The organism is Streptomyces yerevanensis (assembly GCF_000716805.1).
Classification (GTDB): domain Bacteria; phylum Actinomycetota; class Actinomycetes; order Streptomycetales; family Streptomycetaceae; genus Streptomyces; species Streptomyces flaveus.
Genome location: NZ_JNWJ01000010.1, coordinates 43,765 through 69,401, shown reverse-complemented (window position 1 = coordinate 69,401; position 25,637 = coordinate 43,765). Strand labels below are relative to the sequence as shown.

23 protein-coding genes and 1 pseudogene are annotated in these 25,637 nt (G+C 69.2%); 13 read left to right on the top strand and 11 right to left on the bottom strand.

From position 1 onward, the window contains the following. Positions 1-117: 117 nt before the first annotated feature. Positions 118-1,443: a subtype B tannase gene (locus OP79_RS12595; RefSeq protein WP_245685298.1), complete on the bottom strand. Its 1,326-nt coding sequence runs from the start codon at positions 1,441-1,443 to the stop codon at positions 118-120. A gap of 271 nt (positions 1,444-1,714) precedes the next feature. Then, positions 1,715-2,158 carry an SRPBCC family protein gene (locus OP79_RS12590; RefSeq protein ID WP_033320210.1) on the bottom strand — a complete coding sequence of 148 codons (444 nt, stop codon included), beginning with the start codon at positions 2,156-2,158 and terminating at the stop codon, positions 1,715-1,717. Between the two features lie 184 nt (positions 2,159-2,342). On the opposite strand from OP79_RS12590, the gene OP79_RS12585 reads away from it, so the two are divergent. The 3 genes from OP79_RS12585 (at position 2,343) to OP79_RS12575 (ending at position 5,605) form a co-directional block, all read left to right on the top strand. Continuing rightward, positions 2,343-3,380, top strand: coding sequence for an Rv2578c family radical SAM protein (locus tag OP79_RS12585; protein WP_033320209.1), 1,038 nt, complete (start codon positions 2,343-2,345; stop codon positions 3,378-3,380). 170 nt (positions 3,381-3,550) lie between these two features. After that, positions 3,551-5,140, top strand: coding sequence for an alpha/beta hydrolase (locus OP79_RS12580; protein ID WP_033320208.1), 1,590 nt, complete (start codon positions 3,551-3,553; stop codon positions 5,138-5,140). A 66-nt stretch (positions 5,141-5,206) separates the two neighbouring features. Further along, the gene (locus OP79_RS12575; RefSeq protein WP_033320207.1) at positions 5,207-5,605 is read left to right on the top strand and encodes a RidA family protein; all 399 of its coding nucleotides are present in this window, start codon (positions 5,207-5,209) and stop codon (positions 5,603-5,605) included. 17 nt (positions 5,606-5,622) lie between these two features. Here the strand turns inward: OP79_RS12575 and OP79_RS51570 are convergent, their stop codons facing one another. After that, complete coding sequence (locus tag OP79_RS51570) at positions 5,623-6,213, bottom strand: adenylosuccinate lyase (protein ID WP_078491760.1); 591 nt, start codon at positions 6,211-6,213, stop codon at positions 5,623-5,625. Positions 6,214-6,581: 368 nt separating this feature from the next. Here OP79_RS51570 and OP79_RS12565 point away from each other — a divergent pair, with 368 nt between their 5' ends. The 9 genes from OP79_RS12565 to pssA all read left to right on the top strand — a co-directional run bounded on the left by OP79_RS12565 (position 6,582) and on the right by pssA (position 17,533). Continuing rightward, complete coding sequence (locus tag OP79_RS12565) at positions 6,582-8,387, top strand: 3-hydroxyacyl-CoA dehydrogenase family protein (RefSeq protein ID WP_033320205.1); 1,806 nt, start codon at positions 6,582-6,584, stop codon at positions 8,385-8,387. A 139-nt stretch (positions 8,388-8,526) separates the two neighbouring features. Next, positions 8,527-9,348 (top strand): TetR family transcriptional regulator, encoded by an 822-nt coding sequence (locus OP79_RS12560; RefSeq protein WP_033320325.1) that lies wholly within the window; start codon positions 8,527-8,529, stop codon positions 9,346-9,348. A 399-nt stretch (positions 9,349-9,747) separates the two neighbouring features. Beyond that, positions 9,748-11,085 (top strand): crotonyl-CoA carboxylase/reductase, encoded by a 1,338-nt coding sequence (gene ccrA, locus OP79_RS12555; RefSeq protein ID WP_033320204.1) that lies wholly within the window; start codon positions 9,748-9,750, stop codon positions 11,083-11,085. Position 11,086: 1 nt separating this feature from the next. Then, positions 11,087-13,153 carry a protein meaA gene (locus OP79_RS12550; protein ID WP_051744598.1) on the top strand — a complete coding sequence of 689 codons (2,067 nt, stop codon included), beginning with the start codon at positions 11,087-11,089 and terminating at the stop codon, positions 13,151-13,153. Continuing rightward, on the top strand, positions 13,150-14,124 hold the full coding sequence (locus tag OP79_RS12545; RefSeq protein WP_033320202.1) for an HpcH/HpaI aldolase/citrate lyase family protein: 975 nt from the start codon (positions 13,150-13,152) through the stop codon (positions 14,122-14,124). The genes OP79_RS12550 and OP79_RS12545 overlap by 4 nt, the downstream gene beginning before the upstream one ends. 6 nt (positions 14,125-14,130) lie before the next feature. Continuing rightward, the gene (locus OP79_RS12540) at positions 14,131-14,643 is read left to right on the top strand and encodes a MaoC family dehydratase (RefSeq protein WP_033320201.1); all 513 of its coding nucleotides are present in this window, start codon (positions 14,131-14,133) and stop codon (positions 14,641-14,643) included. A gap of 2 nt (positions 14,644-14,645) precedes the next feature. After that, complete coding sequence (locus OP79_RS12535) at positions 14,646-15,860, top strand: acyl-CoA dehydrogenase family protein (protein WP_033320200.1); 1,215 nt, start codon at positions 14,646-14,648, stop codon at positions 15,858-15,860. Between the two features lie 169 nt (positions 15,861-16,029). Next, positions 16,030-16,686, top strand: coding sequence for a phosphatidylserine decarboxylase (locus tag OP79_RS12530; protein WP_033320199.1), 657 nt, complete (start codon positions 16,030-16,032; stop codon positions 16,684-16,686). 28 nt (positions 16,687-16,714) lie between these two features. After that, positions 16,715-17,533: a CDP-diacylglycerol--serine O-phosphatidyltransferase gene (gene pssA, locus OP79_RS12525; RefSeq protein ID WP_033320198.1), complete on the top strand. Its 819-nt coding sequence runs from the start codon at positions 16,715-16,717 to the stop codon at positions 17,531-17,533. A 102-nt stretch (positions 17,534-17,635) separates the two neighbouring features. On the opposite strand, the gene OP79_RS12520 is transcribed toward pssA, so the two are convergent. From OP79_RS12520 to OP79_RS12500, 6 genes and pseudogenes are all read right to left on the bottom strand, one after another. Further along, positions 17,636-18,907 carry an ABC transporter substrate-binding protein gene (locus tag OP79_RS12520; protein WP_033320197.1) on the bottom strand — a complete coding sequence of 424 codons (1,272 nt, stop codon included), beginning with the start codon at positions 18,905-18,907 and terminating at the stop codon, positions 17,636-17,638. Beyond that, entirely contained in the window at positions 18,904-20,034 is a 1,131-nt protein-coding gene (locus OP79_RS12515; protein WP_033320196.1) for a branched-chain amino acid ABC transporter permease, read from the bottom strand. Before OP79_RS12515 ends, OP79_RS12520 begins: the two co-directional genes overlap by 4 nt. After that, the gene (locus OP79_RS12510) at positions 20,027-20,917 is read right to left on the bottom strand and encodes a branched-chain amino acid ABC transporter permease (protein WP_033320195.1); all 891 of its coding nucleotides are present in this window, start codon (positions 20,915-20,917) and stop codon (positions 20,027-20,029) included. Before OP79_RS12510 ends, OP79_RS12515 begins: the two co-directional genes overlap by 8 nt. Continuing rightward, a complete protein-coding gene (locus OP79_RS58505) occupies positions 20,914-21,063 on the bottom strand; it encodes an ABC transporter ATP-binding protein C-terminal domain-containing protein (RefSeq protein WP_425428567.1) in 150 nt (49 codons plus the stop codon). Before OP79_RS58505 ends, OP79_RS12510 begins: the two co-directional genes overlap by 4 nt. Positions 21,064-21,180: 117 nt before the next feature. Continuing rightward, positions 21,181-21,693: pseudogene (locus tag OP79_RS58500) on the bottom strand (ABC transporter ATP-binding protein); the annotation flags it as partial. 29 nt (positions 21,694-21,722) lie between these two features. Next, the gene (locus OP79_RS12500) at positions 21,723-22,538 is read right to left on the bottom strand and encodes an ABC transporter ATP-binding protein (protein ID WP_033320194.1); all 816 of its coding nucleotides are present in this window, start codon (positions 22,536-22,538) and stop codon (positions 21,723-21,725) included. 180 nt (positions 22,539-22,718) lie between these two features. Between OP79_RS12500 and OP79_RS12495 the strand changes: the two genes are divergently transcribed. Beyond that, complete coding sequence (locus OP79_RS12495) at positions 22,719-23,909, top strand: PucR family transcriptional regulator (RefSeq protein ID WP_033320193.1); 1,191 nt, start codon at positions 22,719-22,721, stop codon at positions 23,907-23,909. Positions 23,910-24,031: 122 nt separating this feature from the next. Here OP79_RS12495 and OP79_RS12490 read toward each other — a convergent pair whose 3' ends face one another. Together OP79_RS12490 and OP79_RS12485 are read right to left on the bottom strand one after the other, a co-directional pair. Further along, the gene (locus OP79_RS12490) at positions 24,032-25,198 is read right to left on the bottom strand and encodes a glycerate kinase (RefSeq protein ID WP_051744596.1); all 1,167 of its coding nucleotides are present in this window, start codon (positions 25,196-25,198) and stop codon (positions 24,032-24,034) included. 128 nt (positions 25,199-25,326) lie between these two features. Beyond that, positions 25,327-25,635, bottom strand: a complete 309-nt coding sequence (locus OP79_RS12485) for a hypothetical protein (protein ID WP_033320192.1) — start codon at positions 25,633-25,635, stop codon at positions 25,327-25,329. Between the last annotated feature and the right edge of the window lie 2 nt (positions 25,636-25,637).

The window sequence follows — 25,637 nt, the reverse complement described above, 5'->3', positions numbered from 1 at the left end:
CGCCCCAAGCAACCACGGTACGGGTGCGTACGGTTGCCATGTGTGGCAATCCGGGAATTGCTCCGGCGTACGCGACGGGGCACGACCGGGCGCGATGTCGGTGGGCGCGGTAATGGGTTACTTGGTGTAACCCGTCACCCTGCCGATCCACTTCATGAAGTCGCCCGCGTCCTCATTGGCTCCGTGGCCGCCGTCCCAGTACATGGCGGCGTTGACGTCGTCGCCCAGGTTCTCCAGGCTCGCCGCGAGGTTGCCGACGACCGACAGCGAGGTGTCGCTGTCCTTGGTGCCGACGCGGATCCACCAGTGCTTCGAGCGGCCCGGGTTGTGCTGCTGGATGAAGTACATCGGGTTCATCAGGGCGAGCTTCTTGGGCAGGTCGCTGTCGAGCCGCGCGCTGTCGTTGCCGGTGTCGTGACGCAGGCTGTAGAGCGTGAAGTGCCGGGCCTTGGTGGTGCCGTTGCCGAAGAGGTTGTTCTCCGGGGTGGAGAGGTCGAAGGCGTCGAACGACGGGGCGTCCTTCTTCCGCGCCCCCACGTGCGTGAGGAAGTCCTTCCACGTGAACGTCGCCCGGTTGTTCTTCCAGGTGATGAACGTGTTCGCAGCCAGATAGCTCGAACGGTCCGCGTCCGACAGGGACTTGAGGTACTTGGTGGCCGACGGATCGAGGTACGTCCGCACCAGATACGCGTCGAGATTACGCGCCGTGAGGGTGCCGAAGCCCTTCGCCCGCAGTTTCAGCGAGGCCTGGTAGTCGGCGAACGTGGAGCGCAGCTCCTTGGAGACGGCCTGGTCGACGAGCTCTCCCGAACTCAGCTTGTTGGCGCCCCAGTTCCACTCGTACGCCATGTCGGCGTGCTCCAGGTCGGTGATGGGGCACCAGTCGCCGCTGGCGAAGATGGCGTCGCTCGCGTCGGCCGCGCCGAGCTCCTTGAGGTACGCGGCGTACAGCGGGCTGTCGCCGGACGCGCCGAGCAGGGCGGACAGGGCGCCGCCTGCGCTGGTTCCGGAGGAGACGATGCGGTCGGTGTTTCCCGGGATGCGGCCCTTGTTGGCGCGTACGTACTTCACGGCGGCCTTCAGGTCCACGATGGCGGCGGGCGCCACGCCGTAGTACGTACCGTCCGAGTCGACGAGGGTCCGGCCGCGCGCGCCCGGCTCCACGACGACGTAACCCGCCGCGAGGGCCAGCTTGGCGTTGCTGACCCCGCGGTTCATGCCGGCGCCGCCCACCCCGTCGGCGTCCGCCACGGACGACGGCATGTAGCCGCCCACCGAGTTGGCGAGGAGGATGGGAGCGTCGGTGGCGTCGACGGTCGTGCCATCGAAAACGGCGCGTAGTGCCGCAGCGTCTCCGGTACGATGGCTCGGTCGTTCCGTGAGCCCTTGAAGGCACGAACCGGCCTGGCCGGGGAGACGGTTGTACGTGGTGTTGACCGGCACGACGTCGCCAGGACTTTCCTGACGTGGGGCCCTGTCACCGGTCCCGCACCGCATGGCGGTCCGGCCGTCATGCGGTGGATGCGACCCGTGACCGCCCTGTCGTAGGGGGCAGTCGGGAGCGCAACGAGGCGTGGACGGCTGAGCGCACGAGCTGGGTCGCTTCACGGCCGAGAAGGTGACTGCCCGGTGCTTCACAGCGGATGCACGAGGGAATCTCAGAGCACGTCCATGCAGGGCGCGTTGAACGCGCCCTGCACAGAGACCTGTTGGGTTACTTCTCGACCTCGGCGGCGAGCTTCGCGAGCACCGTGTCGTAGATCCGGCCGAGGCCCTTGGGTGCGAAGGTCTTCTCGAAGAAGCCGCCGATGCCGCCGGCGCCGTCCCACACGGTGGTGACGACGACGCGGGCCGCGCCCTCGCCGGCCGGGGTGACCCGCCAGGTGGTGACCATCGAGGAGTTGCGGTCCTTCTCGACGAGTTCGCCGTCGGTGGGCTCGGTCACCTCGAGCAGGCAGTCACGGATGCGCTTGCTGGTGGCCTGGAGTTTCCAGTGGACGAGGGTGCCTTCGCCGTCGCCGCCCTCGCGCACCTCGTACTCGCTGAAGTGCTCGGACAGGATCTTCCCGCGCGTGCCGCTGTAGTCGGCCAGGGCATCGAAAACGTCGTCCGGCTGAGCCGCTACAACTCGCTCCGTGGTGGCCTCGACCTGCGCCATTGCGTTCCTCCAGCACTTGGAAACTCGGGGGTTCGCGGTCAGCCAACCACCAGGCGGCCGAGTCGCCCAAATCGGGGTCCCCCAAGGGGTGCAGAAAGGGCGGCCGACACGCAGGTCGTCCTGGGGTCGCACGATCAAGGGAACAAGTGTTCTATTCTCTGCTCAGTGCTACCGAGGAGGCCTCATGCGCTGGGAGAACCTCACAGTGGAGTCCGGCGGCAATCCGCCGGAGAACCCCGCGCTGTTCGGCGCGGACGCGGTGACCACCCGCACCTTCGACACGCCGGAGTTCCGCGGGATCACCTTCCACGAGATCCGGGCCCGGTCGATCGTGAACCGGGTGCCGGGAGCCTCACGCATGCCCTTCGAGTGGACGGTCAACCCGTACCGCGGCTGCTCCCACGCGTGTGTCTACTGTTTCGCCCGTAAGACCCACAGCTATCTGGACCTCGACACGGGCCTCGGCTTCGACAGCCAGATCGTGGTGAAGGTGAACGCACCGGAGCTGCTGCGCCGTCAGCTGGGCTCGCGGCGCTGGCAGGGCGAGCACATAGCGATGGGCACGAACGTGGACTGCTACCAACGCGCCGAGGGCCGCTACCAGTTGATGCCCGGCATCATCGCCGCCCTGCGCGACCACGCGAACCCCTTCTCGATCCTGACGAAGGGCACCCTGATCCTGCGCGACCTCGACCTCCTGAAGCAGGCCGCCGCCGTCACCGAGGTCGGGATATCCGTCTCCGTGGGCTTCACGGACGACCAGCTGTGGCGGACCGTCGAGCCGGGCACACCCGCCCCGGAACGCCGCCTGGACGTCGTGCGCACACTCAACGAGAACGGCATCGGCTGCGGCGTACTGATGGCCCCCGTGATCCCCTTCCTGAGCGACCACCCCTCTCAACTGCGCGCCACCGTACGGGCGATCGCGGCCTCCGGAGCGACCTCGGTGACCCCGCTCGTGCTGCATCTGCGGCCGGGCGCGCGCGAGTGGTTCATGAACTGGCTGGAGCACCATCACCCGCATCTGGTACGCCGTTACGAGCGGCTGTACGCGGAGGGCGCGTACGCCCCGAAGTGGTACCAGCGCCGGATCACCCGTCAGGTCCACGAACTGGCCCAGGAGTACGGCATCGGCCCCACGCGCGCGGGGATGCCGCGCCGAATCCCCGAACCGGAGCCGGAGCCGGCCGTACCGGGCCCCACTCAACTCACTCTGCTCTGACCGCCGTTTCCCTGCTCCGACCAGCGCCTTTGCCCGGCATCCGGCGGCATCGCGCTGCCCAATAGTGTCAACTCTTTGCAGAATCTGTCCTTCCTGAGGGCCATTTCCGGGACGATGCGGGGCGGGCCGTGATGTACACGGCTCAAATTCCTCCGTCTTGGGAGGCCTTGATGAAGAAGAGAGCAACCGCTCTGTGCGGTGCTGCCGCCGTGCTGGCCGGGTTGATGACCGCGGTCCCGGCCGACGCGAACGCGGGCGCCGCGACCGCGCCGCGCTCCAACCAGTCCGCTCCCGCGGCAAAGCTCACCTGGAAGAAGTGCGGCACCGAGGACTATCCGACGCTCCAGTGCGCGTCCCTCAAAGTGCCGCTCAACCACTCGAACCCGCACGGCAAGAGCATCACGCTCGCGCTGTCGCGGGTCCCGCACACCTCGAAGACGTACCAGGGACCGCTCCTTGTGAACCCGGGCGGTCCCGGCGGCAGCGGTCTCTCGCTCGCCGGGTTCGTCGCCTCCTCGCTGCCGAAGGAGGTGGCGGCGCAGTACGACGTCATCGGCTTCGACCCGCGCGGCGTCGGCGCCAGCAAGCCCGCACTGGACTGCAAGCCGGGGCACTTCGCGCCGGTCCGCCCCGACTCCGTGCCGCGCACCCGCGCCCTCGAAAAGGCCAACCTCGCCCGGGCAAAGGCTTTCGCCGAGGCATGCGGCAAGAAGTACGCGGACGTGCTGCCGTACATCGACACGGTGAGCGCGGTCCGTGACATGGACGCCATCCGGCACGCGCTCGGCGCGAAGAAGATCAACTACTTCGGATACTCGTACGGCACCTATCTGGGCGCCGTGTACGCGAAGCTCTACCCGGAGCGCGTACGGCGCCTGGTGCTCGACTCCATCGTCGACCCCACCGGTGTCTGGTACGACGACAACATCGATCAGGACTACGCCTTCGACACCCGCCACAAGGCCTTCATGGCGTGGGTCGCCAAGTACAACGCGACGTACAAGCTCGGCACCGATCCGGCGAAGATCGAGGCCAAGTGGTACGCGATGCGGGCGGCGCTGGCGAAGAAGCCCGCGGACAACACGGTGGGCGCTTCCGAGTTGGAGGACACGTTCCTCCCCGGCGGCTACTACAACGGCTACTGGCCTTATCTCGCCGAGGCGTTCGCGGCGTACGTGAACGACAAGAACGACGACCCGCTGGTCGAGGCGTACCAGAACTTCGCCGCCATCGACGCCGCGGGCGACAACGGCTACAGCATCTACGCCGCTGTGGAGTGCCGTGACGCGCCATGGCCCCGCGACTGGAACCAGTGGCGCCACGACAACTGGAAGGTGCACAAGAAGGCGCCGTTCATGGCCTGGAACAACGCCTGGTACAACGCGCCGTGCGCGTTCTGGCCGACGGATTCGCTAGACCCTGTCGACGTCTCCAACGACTCGTTGCCGCCGGCGCTGCTGTTCCAGGCGACCGACGACGCGGCCACCCCGTACGAGGGCGGTGTCACGGTCCATCACCTGCTGCGCGGCTCCAGCCTGGTCGTCGAGCAGGGTGGTGGGAACCACGGCATCACGCTGGGCGGGAACACCTGCCTCGACAAGCACCTGGCGACGTACCTGGCCACCGGCAAGGTGCCACGCGGCGACGGCGAGGCCGACGCGGTGTGCGAGACGCTGCCGGATCCCGAGCCGCTGAGCGCGCAGGAGGCCTCGAGTTCGCGCGGCGCGACGCTGCACGGGATGCTGGGATTCCGCGGCTGAGCCTCGGCATGTGAGCAGCGGCTGCCCGTCGGGGGCGTTGTCAGTGCCGTGGTGCAGGATTGATCCATGGCCGAACTGACCCGCATTCCCGCCCCCGACGGGGTCGCCCCCGCTGCCGCGTACTCCCACGTCGTCATCGGCACAGGCCGCTTCGTGGCGATCTCGGGCCAGGTGGCGCTGGACGAGGACGGCAAGCTCGTCGGCGAGAACGACCCGGCGGCCCAGGCCCGCCAGGTCTTCGAGAACCTGCGCCGCTGCCTGGCCGCCGCCGGGGCGACGTTCGACGACGTGATCAAACTGACCTACTACGTCACGGACATGGCCCACATACCGGCCGTCCGCGCGGCCCGCGACGCCTGCATATCCCCCGACCATCTCCCGGCGTCCACGGCCGTGCAGGTCGCAGGTCTGGTGCGCCCGGAGTTCCTGATGGAGATCGAGGCGTACGCGGTCGTGGGCGAGTAAGCCAACTCCAGATCCTCCTATCGAGGAGCCCGCTGCACCGGCAACCGCTTGAGCGCCCCCGCCGCCGCCTGCGCAAGCGGAGGATGCGCAAGCGCCTCGTTCAAAACCGCGCGAGCGCGCTCGTCGCCCAGCGCACCCAGCCCCTCCACACACGCAAGCGCCACCCGACGATACGGATCATGCGGCCGAAACCGCCGTGCCAGCGTGGTGATCAGCGCAGGCACGGCCTCAGGAGCACGCAACTCGACCAACAGCCGCACCGGATGAAGCGCATAGGCAACCCGCAGCTCATTGGTGGCAAGAGCAGCCGCCGCACGCGCGGTACGCGGATCCCCGAGCCGCGCCAGCGCATACGCAGCGGACGCGCACCGCTGCGGATCGCGATGATTGAGCAGCAGAACAAGCGTCTCGAAGGCCCGCCGATCCCTGGCAAGCCCAAGCCGGAACGCCGCCAACTCCCGTGCCCACAGCGGCTGCTGGGACGCGGTGAGCACACCGGCCAGCTCATCGAGATCACCGGTCGAGACAAGACGTTCGTAGGCGAACGCCGCCGCGGCCCCCGCCTCGTGCCGTAAGCGCCCAGTGAGCGACCGCAACTCTTCGTCCATGGCGCGAGCCTATCCGCGACGTACGTCACATAATCGCGACTCTTCCACACACTGGCGCGCTCGTTACCCGCGAGTTAAGCTCAATCGAGCGAGTTACCCACTCGTACATCTGCTTGCGGTGGCCTGGTGACGCAGCCGCCGTGAGTGTCAGTCGGTTCGGTACTTCAGGTACCTCAGTACGACATGGCTCCGGGACAGGGCCGGTCGATCTCACCGCCTCGCGGGCTTGTGTGTCTCGCCCGCGGACGGCACCGGGCGTGTGCGCTTCAGTAGCCCGGCCCCACACCCGCAACAACTCCCGCACTGTGTGCGCCTGTCGGCGTATCCGGATGCGTCCCTCAGTCGTCACTCATCCCTGGAGTCCCGTGATGGCCACTCCCCTGCCCGACACCTCTCCCTCCCCGCTCAAGACCGTCGCCGTGGTCGGCCTCGGCACGATGGGCACCGGCATCGCCGAGGTCCTCGCCCGGGCCGGCCGCGAGGTCGTCGGCATCGACATCAGCGAGTCCGCCGCCGCCCAGGCCCACGCCGCGCTCGAGGCCTCGACCGCCCGCGGAGTGCAGCGCGAGCGGCTCACCGAGCAGGAGCGCGAGAAGGTCCTCGCCCGCTTCCACACCTCCACCGATCTGCGCGCCGCGGCCGACGCCGACCTGGTGATCGAGGTGGCCCCGGAGTCGTACGAGGTCAAGCGGCAGATCTTCCGTGAGCTCGACGGCATCGTGCGCCCGGAGACGATCCTGGCGACCGGCACCAACGCCCTCTCGGTCACCCGCCTCGCCGCCGACTCGGCCCGTCCCGAGCGCGTTCTCGGGCTGCACTTCTTCAACCCGGCGCCCGCGATGAAGCTGGTCGAGGTCGTCTCGTCCGTGCTGACCTCGCCGGGCGCCGTCGCCGCCGTCACGGACCTCGCCCTCGAACTCGGCAAGGAGCCCGTCGCCGTCGGCGACCGCCCCGGCTTCGTCGCCGACGGTCTGCTGTTCGGCTACCTCAACCAGGCGGCCGCGATGTACGAGGCGAAGTACGCGAGCCGCGAGGACATCGACGCCGCGATGAAGCTGGGCTGCGGACTGCCCATGGGCCCGCTCGAACTGCTCGACCTCATCGGGATCGACACCGCGCGTACGGTCCTGGAGGCCATGTACGCCGCCTCGCACGACCGGCTGCACGCGCCCGCGCCCATCCTCAGGCAGCTCAGCGAGGCGGGCCTGACCGGCCGCAAGTCGGGCCGCGGCTTCTACACGTACGACGCCCCGGGCAGCGGAACCGTCGTGCGGGACGCCCTGACGCCGTCGGCCTCAGGCCCCGAAACCCCTGGCCGCCCCGTCCGCTCGGTCGGCGTCGCCGGCTCCGGCACCATGGCGTCCGGGATCGCCGAGGTCTTCGCGAAGGCCGGGTACGAGGTCGTGCTCGCCGCGCGCAGCGAGGAGAAGGCGCAGTCCGCCAAGGCTCGTATCGGCAAGTCGCTTTCGCGCTCTGTCGACAAGGGGCGGATGACCGCCGAGGCCGCCGCCGAGACGCTGGAGCGGATCACTCCGGCGGGTTCGTACGACGCCTTCGCCGAGGTCGATCTGGCGCTGGAGGCCGTCGCCGAGGACCTGGAGATCAAGCAGCAGCTGTTCGCGGTGTTCGACAAGGTCTGCAAGCCGGGCGCGATCCTGGCCACCACGACCTCCTCGCTGCCCGTCGTCGCCTGCGCCCGTGCCACCTCACGCCCGCAGGACGTGATCGGCATGCACTTCTTCAACCCGGCCCCGGCGATGAAGCTGGTCGAGGTCGTCCGGACCGTTCTGACGGCGGACGATGTGCACGCCACGGTCCGCGAGCTGTGCACAAAGATCAGGAAGCACCCGGTGGACTGCGGCGACCGCGCGGGCTTCATCGTGAACGCGCTGCTGTTCCCGTATCTGAACAACGCGATCAAGATGGTCCAGGAGCACTACGCCTCGCTCGACGACATAGACGCCGCGATGAAGCTCGGCGGCGGCTACCCGATGGGCCCCTTCGAGCTCCTCGACGTGGTCGGTCTCGATGTCTCGCTGGCCATCGAGAAGGTCCTGCACCGGGAGTTCCGCGACCCGGGCCTGGCCCCGGCGCCGCTCCTCGAGCACCTGGTGGCCGCGGGCTGCCTCGGCCGCAAGACCGGCCGCGGCTTCCGCGAATATGCCCGGCGCTGAGCGGCGGCCCGGCGACCGGTTCACGAACCGCACGGACTGGGGCGGACTGCTCGCCCCGGCCGACGCCTCTCCCCCCGCCCCGGTCGGGGGGAGAGCGGATCTTGAGCGCTCCGCCGCACGGATGGAGTACGTTCGGGGCATGTCCCAGCCCGTCAAGTCCTCCCGTACGCCAGCCACGCCCGACGCTCCGGAGAGTGCCGCGGGCAGCCGCGCCGCCGCTCAACGGCTCAAGATGCGCCGGGAGTTGGCGGCCGCGGCGATGGAACTGTTCGCGACCAAGGGCTACGAGGCGACGACCGTCGACGAGATCGCCGCGGCGGCCGGGGTCGCCCGGCGCACCTTCTTCCGGCACTTCCGCTCCAAGGAAGAGGCGATCTTTCCCGATCACGACGACACGCTGATCCGGGCCGAGGCGGTACTGAATGCCGCGCCGGCGCACGAGCATCCGCTCGACACCGTGTGCCGCGGCATCAAGGAAGTCATGAAGATGTACGCGGCCCGGCCGGAGATCTCGGTGTCGCGTTACAAGCTCACACGTGAGGTGCCGACGCTGCGGGAGGCGGAGATCGCGTCCGTGGCGCGGTACGAGCGGCTGTTCACGCGCTATCTGCTGGGGCACTTCGACGAGCACGCGCACGACGACGACGCGAACGACGATCCGCTGCTCGCGGAGGTCGCCGCCTCGGCCGTGGTCACGGCGCACAACCACGTACTGCGGCGATGGCTGCGGGCCGGCGGGCAGGGTGACGTGGAGGCGCAGCTGGACCACGCGTTCGCCATCGTCCAGAAGACCTTCGGGGCAGGAATCGGGGCGGGGATGGGGGCGGGGCGTGAGACCACGTCTCGTTCAGCCGCGGCCTCGGTCGCCTCACAGGGCGAGGTGCTGGTCACAGTGGCCAGGACAGACGCGCCGCTCGACGAAGTGATGAAGACGATCGAGCAGGCCCTGAAGAACCGCTGACCGAGCGGGCGGGCGCGGTCAGCAGAACGCCCCCAGGACGCCTCCCCCGCGGCGCGAACGCCCCCGCAGCGCCGCTTTTGATCGATCATCGCTCATCTGTTACGGCGAGATTGCATCTGAGAGAAATTGTTGGCACTGCGTGCCTTGCGGCGTGACACGCGGTGCCATACGTTGGAGTAGTCCGGGCGGCCGGCGTGCAGAGAACTTTCGTACGCCGGCTGTCCCCGCAAGCTTCATGGCCTGCGCGCCCGGACGCCTGCGTCACAGGCAACCTTCCGCGCCACAAAGCGCTGCCGAACACCACCTTCGCCGAACCGACGGCACGCCTCACACCAGCAACCACCCCGACGTAACCCTCAAGCGCTCCTCCCGAGCGCTCGCTTCGCCGGAGGCAACACCGTGAAGGAAATCCTGGACGCGATTCAGTCGCAGACCGCCACGTCCGCCGACTTCGCCGCCCTGCCGCTGCCCGACTCGTACCGCGCGATCACCGTGCACAAGGACGAGACGGAGATGTTCGCCGGGCTCACCACCCGCGACAAGGATCCCCGCAAGTCGATCCACCTGGACGAGGTGCCGGTGCCCGAACTCGGTCCCGGCGAGGCCCTGGTGGCCGTGATGGCCTCCTCGGTCAACTACAACTCGGTGTGGACCTCGATCTTCGAGCCGCTGTCGACCTTCGGGTTCCTGGAGCGCTACGGCCGGCTCAGCGAGCTCACCAAGCGCCACGACCTGCCGTACCACATCATCGGCTCCGACCTCGCGGGCGTCGTCCTGCGCACCGGACCCGGCGTGAACGCCTGGCAGCCCGGTGACGAGGTCGTCGCGCACTGCCTGTCGGTCGAGCTGGAGTCGTCCGACGGCCACAACGACACGATGCTCGACCCCGAGCAGCGCATCTGGGGCTTCGAGACGAACTTCGGCGGGCTGGCAGAGATCGCCCTCGTCAAGTCCAACCAGCTGATGCCGAAGCCGGATCACCTCAGCTGGGAGGAGGCCGCCGCCCCCGGACTGGTCAACTCCACCGCGTACCGGCAGCTGGTGTCCCGCAACGGCGCCGACATGAAGCAGGGCGACAACGTCCTCATCTGGGGCGCGAGCGGTGGACTCGGCTCGTACGCCACGCAGTTCGCGCTCGCGGGCGGCGCCAACCCCATCTGTGTCGTGTCCTCGCCCCAGAAGGCGGAGATCTGCCGTTCGATGGGCGCCGAGGCGATCATCGACCGGACCGCCGAGGACTACAAGTTCTGGAAGGACGAGCACAACCAGGACCCGCGCGAGTGGAAGCGCTTCGGCAAGCGCATCCGTGAGCTGACGGGCGGTGAGGACGTCGACATCGTCTTCGAGCACCCGGGCCGCGAGACCTTCGGCGCAAGCGTCTACGTCACGCGCAAGGGCGGCACGATCGTCACCTGCGCCTCGACCTCGGGCTACAACCACGAGTACGACAACCGCTACCTGTGGATGTCCCTGAAGCGCATCATCGGCTCGCACTTCGCCAACTACCGCGAGGCCTGGGAGGCCAACCGGCTCATCGCGAAGGGCAAGATCCACCCGACGCTCTCCAAGGTGTACTCCCTGGAGGAGACCGGGCAGGCCGCGTACGACGTGCACCGCAACCTCCACCAGGGCAAGGTGGGCGTGCTGGCACTGGCGCCCCGCGAAGGGCTCGGCGTGCGCGACCAGGAGAAGCGCGCGCAGCACATCGACGCCATCAACCGCTTCCGGAACGTGTGACATGACAGAGCCGCGAAAGACAGCGCCTGCGGCGCAGGGCGCTCCGCCCGCGCCGCAGGCGCAAAAAGAAACAGCCCGGCCTTGGCTCATGCGGACCTACGCCGGTCACTCCACGGCCGAGGCGTCCAACGAGCTGTACCGGCGCAACCTCGCCAAGGGCCAGACCGGCCTCTCGGTCGCGTTCGACCTGCCGACGCAGACCGGCTACGACCCCGACCACATCCTCGCCCGCGGCGAGGTCGGCCGGGTCGGTGTCCCCGTCTCGCACGTCGGTGACATGCGCCGGCTGTTCCAGGACATCCCCCTGGAGCAGATGAACACCTCGATGACCATCAACGCCACCGCCATGTGGCTGCTGGCGCTCTACCAGGTCGTCGCGGAGGAGCACGGTGCGGACATCACCAAGCTCCAGGGGACGACGCAGAACGACATCGTCAAGGAGTACCTGTCGCGGGGCACGCATGTGTTCCCGCCGGTGCCGAGTCTGCGTCTGACGACGGACATGATCGCGTACACCGTGTCCCACATCCCCAAGTGGAACCCGATCAACATCTGCAGCTACCACCTCCAGGAGGCCGGAGCCACTCCGGTCCAGGAGATCGCGTACGCGATGTCGACGGCGATCGCGGTACTGGACGCGGTCCGCGACAGCGGCCAGGTGCCGCAGGAGCGCATGGGCGATGTCGTCGCGCGCATCTCCTTCTTCGTGAACGCGGGCGTCCGCTTCATCGAGGAGATGTGCAAGATGCGGGCGTTCGGCCGCATCTGGGACAGGATCACGCGCGAGCGGTACGGGATCGAGAACCCGAAGCACCGGCGTTTCCGGTACGGCGTCCAGGTCAACTCCCTCGGCCTGACGGAGGCCCAGCCGGAGAACAACGTCCAGCGGATCGTGCTCGAGATGCTGGCTGTGACCCTCTCGAAGGACGCACGCGCGCGTGCCGTGCAACTTCCCGCCTGGAACGAGGCGTTGGGTCTCCCCCGCCCCTGGGACCAGCAGTGGTCGCTGCGCATGCAGCAGGTACTCGCGTACGAGAGCGACCTGCTCGAGTACGAGGACATCTTCGAGGGCTCACACGTCATCGAGGCCAAGGTGGCCGCCCTGGTCGAGGAGTCGCTCGCCGAGATCGACCGCATCCAGGAGATGGGCGGCGCGATGGCGGCCGTCGAGTCGGGCTACCTGAAGTCGCAGCTCGTCTCCTCGCATGCCGAGCGCAGGGCCCGTATCGAGTCCGGTCAGGAGAAGATCGTCGGCGTCAACATCTTCGAGACGACCGAGCCGAACCCGCTGACGGCCGACCTGGACACCGCGATCCATACAGCCGACCCGACGGTCGAGGAGCGCGTCGTACGGGCCCTGGGTGAGTGGCGTGACGCGCGCGACCACGGCCGCGCGGAAGCGTCGCTGGAGCAGCTCAAGGAGACAGCGGCCGGGACCGGCAACCTGATGGAAGCCACGCTGGAGTGCGCCCGTGCGGGGGTCACCACCGGCGAGTGGTCCGGGGCCCTGCGCGAGGTGTTCGGCGAGTTCCGGGCGCCCACGGGGGTCTCGTCGGCGCCGGTCGCCGTGGCGGCCGAGGCAGGCACCGCGCTCGCGCTCGTGCGCCGGCAGGTGGATCTGACCGCCCGTGACCTCGGCGTCGGCAAGCTCCGCTTCCTGGTGGGCAAGCCGGGCCTGGACGGGCACTCCAACGGCGCCGAGCAGATCGCCGTACGGGCCCGCGACGCCGGATTCGAGGTGGTCTACCAGGGCATCCGGCTCACGCCCGAGGAGATCGTGGACGCTGCCGTCGCGGAGGACGTACACGCGGTCGGCCTGTCCATCCTGTCCGGCTCGCACGCCCAGTTGGTGCCGGACGTCCTGGAGCGGCTGCGTGTGGCAGGAGCCACAGACATCCCGGTGATCGCAGGTGGCATCATCCCGAACGGAGACGCCGAACAGCTGAGGGCCGCCGGAGTCGCCGCCGTCTTCACCCCGAAGGATTTCGACATCACCGGAATCATCGGCCGCATCGTCGACGAGATCCGCAAAGCGAACAAGCTCGACCCCCTGGAGGTCCCCGCATGACCAGCCCTGCTCCCCAGGTCAACCGCCTGCGTCCGCGGCGCTCCTGCCTCGCAGTGCCGGGAAGCAACCCCCGCTTCCTGGAGAAGGCCCAGGGCCTCCCCGCCGACCAGGTCTTCCTCGACCTGGAGGACGCGTGCGCGCCGCTCGCCAAGCCCGAGGCGCGGCACACCATCGTCAAGTTCCTCAACGAGGGCGACTGGACGGGCAAGACGCGGGTCGTGCGCGTCAACGACTGGACGACGGAGTGGACGTACCGCGATGTCGTGACGGTGGTCGAGGGGGCGGGTCCCAACCTCGACTGCATCATGCTGCCGAAGGTCCAGGACGCCCAGCAGGTGGTGGCCCTGGACCTCCTCCTCACCCAGATCGAGAAGACGATGGGCTTCGAGGTCGGCAAGATCGGTATCGAGGCGCAGATCGAGAACGCCCAGGGTCTCAACAACGTCAACGAGATCGCCCAGGCGTCCCCCCGCGTCGAGACGATCATCTTCGGCCCGGCCGACTTCATGGCATCGATCAACATGAAGTCGCTGGTCGTGGGCGAGCAGCCGCCCGGCTACCCGGCGGACGCCTACCACTACATCCTGATGAAGATCCTGATGGCCGCCCGCGCCAACAACCTCCAGGCGATCGACGGCCCCTACCTGCAGATCCGTAACGTCGACGGTTACCGCGAGGTCGCGCAGCGAGCCGCCGCGCTCGGCTTCGACGGCAAGTGGGTGCTGCACCCGGGCCAGGTCGAGGCGTCCAACGAGATCTTCTCGCCGTCCCAGGAGGACTTCGACCACGCCGAGCTGATTCTGGACGCGTACGAGTACTACACGTCCGAGGCGGGCGGCAAGAAGGGCTCCGCGATGATCGGTGACGAGATGATCGACGAGGCCAGCCGCAAGATGGCGCTCGTCATCTCGGGCAAGGGCCGGGCGGCCGGCATGACCCGTACGTCCAAGTTCGAGGCCCCGGAGGCGTAAGACACCATGCAGTTCGGCCGCACCTACGAAGAGTTCACCGTCGGGGACGTCTACAAGCACTGGCCCGGAAAGACGGTCACGGAGTACGACGACCACCTCTTCTGTCTCCTGACGATGAACCACCACCCGCTCCACATGGACGCCAACTATGCGGAGAACACGACGGACTTCGGGAAGAACGTCGTCGTGGGGAACTACATCTACTCGCTCCTGCTCGGCATGTCGGTCCCCGACGTGTCCGGCAAGGCGATCGCCAACCTGGAGATCGAGTCGCTGCGCCACGTCGCGCCGACCTTCCACGGCGACACGATCTACGGCGAGACGACCGTCCTCGACAAGACGCCCTCCAAGTCGAAGAACGACCGCGGAATCGTTTACGTCGAGACCAAGGGCTACAAGCAGGACGGCACGCTGGTCTGCGTGTTCCGTCGCAAGGTGATGGTCCCCACCGAGACGTACATCAAGGAGCGCGGCGGCGAGCAGCCCGGCCGGCCCCAGCTCAAGGAGCAGGAGAAGTAGCCATGGCGCGACTCGCCCAGACCGCCGGTCTGACCGACATCCAGCAGGAGATCCTGTCCACCGTCCGGGACTTCGTGGACAAGGAGATCATCCCGGTCGCGACCGAGCTGGAGCACCGCGACGAGTACCCGCAGCAGATCGTCGACGGCCTCAAGGAGTTGGGCCTCTTCGGGCTGATGATCCCCGAGGAGTACGGGGGCCTGGGTGAGTCGCTCCTCACCTACGCGCTGTGCGTGGAGGAGATCGCGCGCGGCTGGATGTCGGTCTCCGGCATCATCAACACGCACTTCATCGTGGCGTACATGCTCAAGCAGCACGGCACCGAGGAGCAGAAGGAGTACTTCCTTCCGCGGATGGCGGCGGGCGAGATCCGCGGCGCGTTCTCCATGTCGGAGCCGGCGCTCGGCTCGGACGTGTCGGCGATCACGTCGAAGGCGGTGAAGGACGGCGAGGAGTACGTCCTGAACGGCCAGAAGATGTGGCTGACGAACGGCGGCACGTCGACGCTGGTGGCCGTTCTCGTGAAGAGTGACGAAGGACACTCCCCTGAAGAGGCAGCCGCCAAGCCCCACAAGTCGATGACGACCTTCCTGGTCGAGAAGGAGCCCGGCTTCGGTGAGGTCCGGCCCGGACTGACCATCCCCGGGAAGATCGACAAGATGGGCTACAAGGGCGTCGACACCACCGAGCTGATCATGGATGGCCTGCGCATTCCGGCCAATCGCGTGCTCGGCGGAGTCACCGGCCGCGGCTTTTACCAAATGATGGACGGGGTCGAGGTCGGCCGCGTGAATGTGGCGGCGCGTGGCTGTGGCGTCGCTCAGCGCGCGTTCGAGCTCGGTGTCTCCTATGCCCAGCAGCGTCACACTTTCGGCAAGGCGATCGCCCAGCACCAGGCCATCCAGTTCAAGCTGGCGGAGATGGCCACCAAGGTCGAGGCCGCTCATGCGATGATGGTGAACGCAGCTCGCAAAAAGGACTCAGGGGAGCGAAACGACCTCGAGGCAGGGATGGCGAAGTACCTCGCCTCCGAATACTGCAAGGAAGTCGTGGAGGACGCGTTCCGAATCCATGGCGGCTACGGCTTCTCGAAGGAGTACGAGATCGAGCGCCTCTACCGTGAGGCTCCGATGCTGCTGATCGGCGAAGGTACCGCCGAGATCCAGAAAATGATCATCGGGCGCCGGCTGCTCGAAGAGTATCGATTCCAGGGTTAGACGTGCCGATTGGGGTGTTTTGCTCGAGGTGAACATCACACCCCGTCAACACCCTTCGGCCGTTGACTCGGCTTCCTGGCTTGCCCAGTTGTGGCCCGCGACCGGTACGATCCCAGGAAGCCGCCGTCCCCCTCCTGCAGCGCGGCATCATCCGCTACGAAGGTCATCCATGCCCCACAGCCCAACCTCTGCACCTCGCGACAGCCTGGTCGGCGCACGCCTCGCGCGCGGAGCATCGCCGTGGCTCGTCCCGACCGTCGCCACCGCAGCCCTCAGCCTGGTACGCGCGCGCAAGTCCGGCGCCGCCAAGGCCGTGGCCGTACCCGCCACCGCGCTCGCGGCGGGCATGCTGTGGTTCTTCCGCGACCCCGAGCGCGAGATCACCTCGGGCCGGGTCATCTCGCCTGCCGACGGAGTGGTGCAGAGCATCATGCCGTGGAAGGACGGCCGCACCCGTGTCGCGATCTTCATGAGCCCGCTGAACGTCCATGTGAACCGCGCCCCGCTCTCCGGCACGGTCACGTCGGTCGAGCACATCCCCGGCGGCTTCGTTCCGGCGTTCAACAAGGAGAGCGAGAACAACGAGCGCGTCGTCTGGCACTTCGACACCGAACTCGGCGACATCGAGATGATCCAGATCGCCGGTGCGGTCGCACGACGCATCGTGCCGTACGTTCCGCAGGGCACGAAGGTCGAGCAGGGAGACCGGATCGGCCTGATCCGCTTCGGCTCGCGTGTCGACATCTACCTCCCCGAGGGCGTCGAGGCCGCGGTGGAGGTCGGTCAGAAGACGGTGGCTGGGGTGACTCGCATTGACCGTGATTGATCCAGAGGCTCAGGCCGGCACCGGCTGGGTGCCCGAGGCCGATGAGGTGGACGAAGAGGAGGAGATGCCCCTCTCTCTCCGCCTCTCAATAGCGGACACCCTCACCCTCGGTAACGCCACCTGCGGCTTCATGGCCGTGTACTTCACCACCACCGGCATCCTGATCCCGCACCTCACGGGCAGCCAGGAGTCGGGTATGGCCCGCAACAGCGCGGCCACGGCCGTGATCCTGATGCTGTGCGCGGCGGTCTTCGACCTCTTCGACGGACTGGTGGCGCGCAAGCTGCGCTCCTCCCCCATGGGCGCGGAGCTCGACAACCTCTCGGACCTGATCAGCTTCGGTCTGGCACCCGCGTACTTCGTCCTCGTCTACGGCATGGTCGCGGACGACGCACAGCAGCGAGTGGCGGCGGTGGGGGCCATCGTTGTCCTGCTGGCGGTCGTACTGCGACTCGCCAGATTCTCGTGCGTGACAGTGAAGGACGGCACGTTCCAGGGCATGCCGTCACCGTTCGGCGCACTGACCGTGGTGTCCATCGTGCTCCTTGAGCTGCCCTTCGTCGCCACGCTCATGGCGATCCTGGGCACGGCCTGGCTGATGGTGAGCCGCGTCGAGTACCCGAAGCCGCGGGGCCGCCTCGCGGTGGCGGTGCTCTCCTGGATCGTGCTCAGCATGGGCCTGCTGACCTCCTGGGCCTTCGACGCCCCCGGCGGCCAGCTCCTCCTCCAGATGGGCTGCGCGCTCCAGCTGGTCACGGGCGCGGTGATCCCCCTCTTCGCCACGGCACGGAGGGTGAACAACTTCCGCGACAACCGGCGCGAGGCGCGGGCGGCGCAGTTGCCTTAGCTCGTTGTGTACGTACGTGAAAGAGGGCCCGAACCTTCCGGTTCGGGCCCTCTTTCACGTACCGGTCACGACACGCCGGGACGACGGGCCGGACGGCAAGCCTCAGGCGCCCGGCGCGTACGCCTCCGCCACCTCCGAAGCCTCCGCGTCCCGTACGACCTTCATGCCGCCCGTCACGCTCTTGTCCGGCTGGAGGATGACGCTCTGCTTGGAGGACGGAGCGTTCGGGTCGGTGAAATCCTGTGGGATGCCGAAGCCGGTGTCGAGGGAGTCGATCGTCAGGAGGGCCTTGTCGACGCCGGCGCGCGTGAGGTCCTTGCTCGCGCAGGCCTTTTTGAGGGCCTCTCCGAAGGCGTAGGCGGCCGTCCAGCCCGCGACCACGCCGTTGTCGAGCGCGTCCTTCGGGTACGCGGCCTTGTAGTCGGCCACGAGCTTCCTGGCCTCAGGGGTGTCCGCGCCGATGGGCAGTGAGGGCGACGCCACGTAGTAGTTCTTCATGAGGGCCGGACCCGCCTGGGTGGCGAGGAGCTGCGGGGCGAAGGCCGAGTTGTTACCGATGATCGGGACGTCGAAACCGCCGGCCGCGGCAACGCCGACGAGCGAGGCCGCCTGCCGTGGGCCCGCGCTGATCACGACCGCCTTCACGTCGGCCTTCTTCAGGGCCGCGACCTGCGCGGTCATGTCGTTGTCGGTCGGCTTGATCTTCTGCTCGACGACGGCGAGCCCGGACTCCTTCGCCATGTGCTTCGAGCCGACCAGCGCGCTCTCTCCGTAGTCCCCCTCGAAGTACACGTGGCCGATCCTGTCGCCCTTCTTGATGCCCTTCTCCTTGATCAGGAAGTCGACGGCGTTGATCGTCTCGATGTCGTACGTGGATCCGATGACCCGGATGTACGGGCTGCCGAGCAGCGAGGCCGACCACGCCTGTGGCAGCACCAGTCCCTTGTCCTGCCCGTCGATGCGCTGCTTGACGGCGGCGACGAACGGGGAGCCGATGAACTGGGCGAAGCCGAGCACGTCCGGCTCCAGCTCCGTGTACCCGGCGACGGCCTTCTGCGGGTCGTAGCCGTGGTCGCGGATGCTGAGCGCGACCTTGTATCCGCAGACGCCTCCGTCGGCGTTGAGTTGCTTCACATAGAGCTGCTGGGCCTGGGTGACGCTCTTGCCGAGGGTGGCGTAGACACCGGTCATGTCGGTGAGGACGCCCAGCTTGATGGTCTTGCCGGAGATACCGTCGCCCGTCTTCACCTCGCCGGCGGCCGCGCCGTCCCCCTTGTCGCCGTCGTCGTCCTGGGCCTTGGAGCTGCACCCGGCCAGCACGAGCAGCGCCGCGAGCGCGCCGGCGACCGCCCTGGCCGCGTATGTCGTCCTCATCGTTCCTCCCCTGGATGGGTCCGTGCACGGTGCCCGGCGGTCACCCTGACCAGGCCGCCGGGCAGGAAGAGCACCACCGCGACGACGGCGGCGCCGTAGAGGTACCGGGATGCCTCGCCCGGTGCGATCCCGCCCGTGCCCGGGGCGGAGACCAGGGGCAGCGCGTCGCTGTAGCGGGTCAGCAGCTGCGGCAGCAGCGACACGAAGGCCGCCCCGAGCACCGCCCCCGACACCGAACCGAGCCCGCCGATGACGATCATGGCGAGGTATTCGAGCGACAGGGTGATACCGAAGTAGTCCGGCACCGTTCGCTGGAAGACCAGGGCGAGCAGGACGCCCGCGAGTCCCGCGTACATCGATGACAGTACGAAGACGGCGGCCCGGTAGCGGGCGACGGGCACGCCGATGACCCCGGCGGCGATACGGTGGTCGCGGATCGCGTTCATGGCCCGTCCCGGGCGCCCGCGCAGCACCCCGCGGGCGAACAGCGCGCAGCCGAGGAGCAGCACGAGTCCCGCGTACCAGAGCTTCTCCGCGGACCCGAACGGCACGTCGGCCACGACGAGTTCGCGGTCGTCGAATGTGAGGCCGAACAGACTCAGGGGCGGTACGTCGCGGCCGTTGAAGCCGCCGGTGAGGTCGCGGGCGTTGAACAGCACGTGCTGGCCGATGAAGATCAGTGCCAGCGTCGCTATTCCGAGGTACGCGCCCTGCAGCCGACCCGCGATCGGGCTGAAGAGGCCACCCGCCACGCCGGCGACCAGCACGGCGAGCACGGCTGCGATCCAGGTCGGCAGCCCGAGACCGGTCAGACCGTCGCCCCCGCCTCCGTCCGCGGCGAACACGCAGTAGCCGTAGGCGCCGACGGCGAGGAAGAAGGCGTGGCCCAAGGAGAGCTGCCCCGTGGAACCGGTGAGGAGGTTGATCCCGATCGCGCCGATCGCGGCGGCCATCGCGAAGAGACCGGCCTGGAGCCAGAAGCGGTCCAGGTAGAACGGCAGGGCGAGCAGGAGCACGGCACAGGCGGCCCAGACGTACGTACGGGTGCGGGTGAGCCAGGCGGGCCGGCGGCGGGTGGGCCGGGGCGTGCCGCTCGCCTCGCCGGGAGTGGCCAGGACCTCAGACACGGGCGAGCTCCTTCGTACCGAACAGCCCCGCGGGCCGGATGAGCAGGATCGCGGTCATGACGAGATAGGGGGCCAGATCGCCCAACCCCCGTCCCAGGAAGGTCAGATCGCTCTGGTAGCCGGTGGCCAGGGACTCGGTGACGCCCACGAGCAGACCGCCGACAAGCGCGCCGGTGGTGGAGTCGAGGCCACCGAGGATGGCGGCGGGAAAGGCCTTGAGGGCGGCGAGCGAGGTGGCTCTCTCCAGGCCGGGTGTCGGGAAGACGGTCAGGAAGAGCGCCGCGACGGCCGCGAGGCCGCCCGCGACGGCCCAGGCACCGAGCGAGACCCTGCCCAGCCGCACGCCCATCAGCGCCGCCGTCTCCGCGCTCTCGGCCGCCGCGCGCATCGCGACGCCCCAGGTGGTGTACCGGAAGGCGAGCAGGAAGGCGGTGATGAGCAGGGCCGCGGCGACGAAGGCGGCGATGCGGGTGTGGGCGAGCGAGATCGGCCCGACCGTGAGCACGGCGTCCCCCCAGGGGTCGCCGAGCGCCAGGACATCCGTACCGATGCGGCGGGTCAGCTCGGTGGTGAGCAGGATGTCCACGCCGATCGTGACGATGGCGAGGACACTGTGGTCGGCGCCCCGGTAGCGGCGCATCACCAGGAACTCCACGGCAGCCCCGACCAGTGCGGCGCCCGCGATCCCGGCGAGCAGGGCGGGCCAGAAGCCGATGTCGTCGTGGAGGGTCGCGGTCACGTATCCGCCGGCCAGCAGCAGTGACGCGTGCGCGAAGTTGACGACCTCGGTGGCCCGGAAGATGACCACGAAGCCGAGCGCGATGAGTGCGTAGACAGAGCCCAGAGAGACGCCGTTGAGGAGGAGTTCGGCGAAGGTGCTCACTCGGTCCCCTCCTCGCCGTGGATCTGGCCGTGGTTCTCGCCGAGGTACGCGCGTACGACCGCCGGATCGCTCTGTACGTCGCCGGGGGCGCCGTCCGCGATCAGGCGGCCGAAGTCGAGCACGGTCACCGCGTCCGCGAGCCGCATCACCACCCCCATGTCGTGTTCCACCAGGACGATCGAGATGCCGAGGCTGTCGCGGACTCCCGCGATCACGGCGGAGGTCCGGCGCCGTTCGTCGGCGGTCATGCCCGCGACCGGCTCGTCCAGGAGCAGCAGCCGGGGCTCCATGCACAGGGCACGGGCCAGTTCGGCGAGCTTGCGCTGCCCGTACGGGAGGGAACCTGCGGGACGGTCGAGGTAGGGCGCGAGGCCCACGAACTCGGCGATCTCCCGGACGCGTGCGCGGTGGCGACGGTCCTCGCGCGCGGCGGAGGGCAGCCGAAGTCCCGCCGCCAGGAAGCCGGTTCGGGTCAGCCGGTGGCGGCCAAGGAGCAGGCTGTCCTCGACCGTGGCCAGCGGCGGCAGCGCGAGGTTCTGGAAGATGCGGGCGACGCCGAGATCGGCGATGCGGTGCGCAGGCATGCCGGTCAGCTCGTGCTCGCCGAAGCGGACGCTCCCCCCGGTGGCCCGGTAGACGCCGGACAGCACGTTGAAGCAGGTGGACTTGCCGGCGCCGTTCGGGCCGATGAGGGCGTGGACGGTACCGGGCCGTGCCGTGAAGCTCACCGCGTCCAGGGCGGTCAGCCCGGCGAAGCGTACGGTCAACTCGCGTACCTGGAGCGGGGGAACGTCCGTCGTGGGCGTCACTCGGCGTCACCCTCCCACCGGGACAGCGACGGCAGCGTGGCCGTGGCCCGTGAGGCGTCGGCCGCCGCGTCCTCGTCGACCACCCCGAGGTAGCGGCGGCGCACCTCGTCCGAAGCGGCCAGTTGCCGAGCCGGGCCGGACAGCGTCACTTCGCCGACCTCCAGGACATACGCGCGTGAGGCGAGCCGCAGAGCGAGGGCGGCGTTCTGTTCGACGAGCAGGATCGAGGTGCCCTGGGCGTTGATCTCCCGTACGGTGTCGGCGATCCGCTCGGCCATCATCGGAGCGAGGCCGAGTGACGGTTCGTCGAGGAGCAGCACCCCGGGCGTCGCCATCAGGGCCCGGCCGACCGCGAGCATCTGCTGTTCACCACCCGACAGGAGCCCGGCACGCTGCTGGGCGCGAGCGGCCAGGACGGGGAACAGTTCGTGGACGCGCTGGAGGGCGGCGGCCCGCTGCGCGCGGCCTCCGGTGGCGCCGAGCGCTCCGGCACGCAGGTTGTCGGCGACGGTCATCCGGGCGAACACCCGCCGTCCTTCGGGGATCTGGGACACCCCGGCCGCGACCACGCGGTCCGGCGACAGCCTGTCGAGCCGTCGGCCGCCGAGGCTCACGGTGCCTCCGGTGACGGCGCCGCCGTGGAAGGACAGGGTGCGGCACACGGCCCGCAGCAGCGTCGACTTGCCCGCGCCGTTGCCGCCGAGCACGGTGACCACGGCTCCCTCCGGCACCTCCAGGGACACCTGACGCAGTGCGCGTACGGGGCCGTATCCGACCGACAGGTCCCGTACGACCAGCCCGGAACCGCCCATGCCATTCCCCCTGTCGTCGCTCGGTGTGGCGCTCACCACAGCACCAGGGCGGGCGCCCGTCCACGGGGCGCGATCGAATCGCTGCGGGTGACCAGCGGGCACGGTCCCGCGTTGTGCGCGGGCACAACACCGCGTGTCAGGGGCCTGTGCGGGGCGGCACTCCGGTGGCATCCTCCGGCCATGGGAGCGCGCAGAAGGCGTACCGGGCATGACTGGAAGCTGCTCGCCGAGTCCTGTACGGCGCTGCTCGAACGGGTACCGGAACTCGTGGACGAGCACATGCGGCAGCTCGCCGAGTACTCCCCCCTCTACGAGCGGTTCCTGCCCTACGACCAGCAGTGGCGGGAGGCGGAGGAGGCGATGCGGATCGGCATCGAGACGATCTCCGCGCCCCGGGACTCGCCGCGCCGCGACCTGGAGTACGCGGAGGAGGCGGGACGCCGGCGTGCCCAGCAGGGGTTGCCGCTGGAGCTCCTTGTGCACGCGTACCGCAGCGCGGGCTATCTGGTGTGGGACGCGTTGATGGAGGGGGCGGCCGGTCGGGAGCCCGAGCGGCTCGCGGCTCTGATGCGGTCCGCGACGATGATGTGGTCGGCGGTGGACGCGCAGGCGGCGGTGGCCTCCGAGGCGTACCGGGCGACGGAGATGGAGCTGCGGCGGCGTACGGACGAGCAGCTTCAGGCACTGCTCGACGCGCTGCTGGAGGGGCAGGAGGCGCCGGGGCTCGCCGCACGGGCGGCGGCCGGGCTGGATCTGCCGGAGCGTGGGCCGTACGCCGTGGTGGTGCTGCGTTCACAGCGGCGGGAGTCGGTTCTGCGGCCCGTGCGGGGTGACGGAGTCCGGTTCGTCTGGCGGATGCGGGCGGATTGCGAGGTCGGGGTGGTAGCCCTCGCCGACGGGCAGGGGCTCGACGAGGTCGAGCGGGCGCTCGGCGGCCGCTGCTCCGGTCCGGGCGGGATCAGCCCCGTCGTGGCCGGTCTCGCCGAACTCGGCCGGGCCCGGCGCCTTGCCGAACTGGCCTTCCGCACCTGTCCGCCGGACGCGACGGAGGTCGTCCGGCTCGATCAGCGGATGCCGACGGCGCTCGTGGTGAGCCAGCCCGAGTTGGCCGGGCGCCTCGTCTCCGACGTGTTCGGAACCCTCCTCGAGCTCGAACCGGGCGATCAGGCGGTGCTGTTGGAGACGCTGGACGTCTGGCTGTCCTGCGAGGGATCCGCCGGGCGTGCCGCCGGGCGCCTCTACTGCCACCGCAACACGGTCTTCAACCGCCTGCGCCGCCTGGAACAGCTGACATCGAGGTCGCTGGCGCGGCCTCGGGATCTGATCGAGATGACGTTGGCGTTGGACGCGTACCGGTTGTCGGGCCGGTGAACTTTTTCGCTCTCGCCGCCCCTGCTCGAGCGAAGCCGAGAGCAGGGAAGGGACAGACACACGGGTGTGGGCCCGAGCCGATTTCGGCTCGGGCCCACACCCGTTTCCTTGGGCGCCAGGCCTCAGATCAGGAAGTCCCGTGCGATCCGCTCCCCCACGTCCTCCAGAAGCGGACCCGCCTCGGCGATGCAACGCGCCACGTCGGGCTCCACGTCCGTCAGGGGGTACGCCCGGCGGATGCCCGCCCGACCGAGGGCCTCCGGAGGAAGCGCGAGCCGGCCGCAGACCGCGATGACCTCCTTGTCGGCGGCGCGAGCGACGGCGGCGACCCCGGCGGGAGCCTTGCCGTGGAGGGTCTGCTCGTCGAGGGAACCCTCACCGGTGATGACGAGCGTGGCCCGTTCCAGGGCGGTGGCGAAGCCGAGGACGTCGAGCATCACCTCGATCCCGGGCCGGAAGCTCGCGCCGAGGCCGACGAGAGCCCCGTATCCGATACCGCCTGCGGCCCCCGCACCGGGCGCCACGGCGTACTCCGCGGCCCTGTCCCCGATCGTCTTCTCCAGGACCGCGGAGTAATGCGCGAGGGAAGCATCCAGGGCCGCCACCTCGTCCGGAGACGCCCCCTTCTGCGGGCCGTACACCGCGGCCGCGCCCTTCGGCCCGGTCAGTGGATTGTCCACGTCGCTCGCGAGAACGACGTCGACCGAGCCGAGACGGGGATCGAGCCCGGACAGATCGGCGGTGGCGAGGTCCCGGAGGGATCCGCCGCCGGGAGGCAGCGGCTCCCCGTTCTCGTCCAGGAAGCGGGCGCCGAGCGCGGCCAGCATCCCCGCGCCCCCGTCCGTGGTGGCGCTGCCGCCCACCCCGAAGACGATCGTCCGCGCCCCGGCGTCCAGGGCGGCCCGCAGCAGCTCTCCGGACCCGTACGTGGACGCGGTGAGCGGAGCGAGGACGCCGAGCGGCAGCCGCTGCAAGCCGCTGGCCTCGGCCATCTCCACGACCGCCGTGTCGCCGCGCAGCGCGTACGCGGCGGTGACCTCGTCGCCGAGCGGTCCGGCGACCCGTACCTCACGCCGCTCGAACCCGGCCGCGACCGCGGCGTCGACCGTGCCGTCGCCCCCGTCGGCCACCGGCAGTGCCTCGACCTCGACGCGTGGCGCGACCCGGTGCAGCCCGGCCGTCACCCGTTGCGCGACCTCCACGGCCGTGAGCGAGCCCTTGAACTTGTCCGCGGCGATGAGCACCCGCTGGGTACGGCCCCGGGTCCGGTTCACTGCAGCGTCCGCCACCTGTACTCCCCTTGCTCTCCGGGCCTTGCGCATGTCAAGGCAGTCGCGCCGCTGTGACCCTAACCGGCTGGGGCGGGCGCTGCCCAGGCCGAATCCCGCACCCTGGACAGCGCCTCGCTGAACGCCGGTCACTCAGCCGTCGCGGCGCCCGGGGAGTCGTACATCTGGTGCGTCAGTGTCCCGCTGCCGCCGAACGGGATGCTGATGTGCTCCAGCACGTCCTCGAAGGTGTCGGTGTCGCCCATCCGGACGTTGCCGACGTCCCCGGTCGTGACCAGCGGATCGCCGGGCGCGGCATGGGCGGGGGCCGCCGCGGCGGCGGACAGGGCGGCGACAGCGGCGGCGACCGCCAGGACGGTCGTACGGCTCTTCGGCCCCGCGGAACGAGTGGGACGCAGGGACTGACGCATGGACTGGACGGAACGCACGGAACGCATGG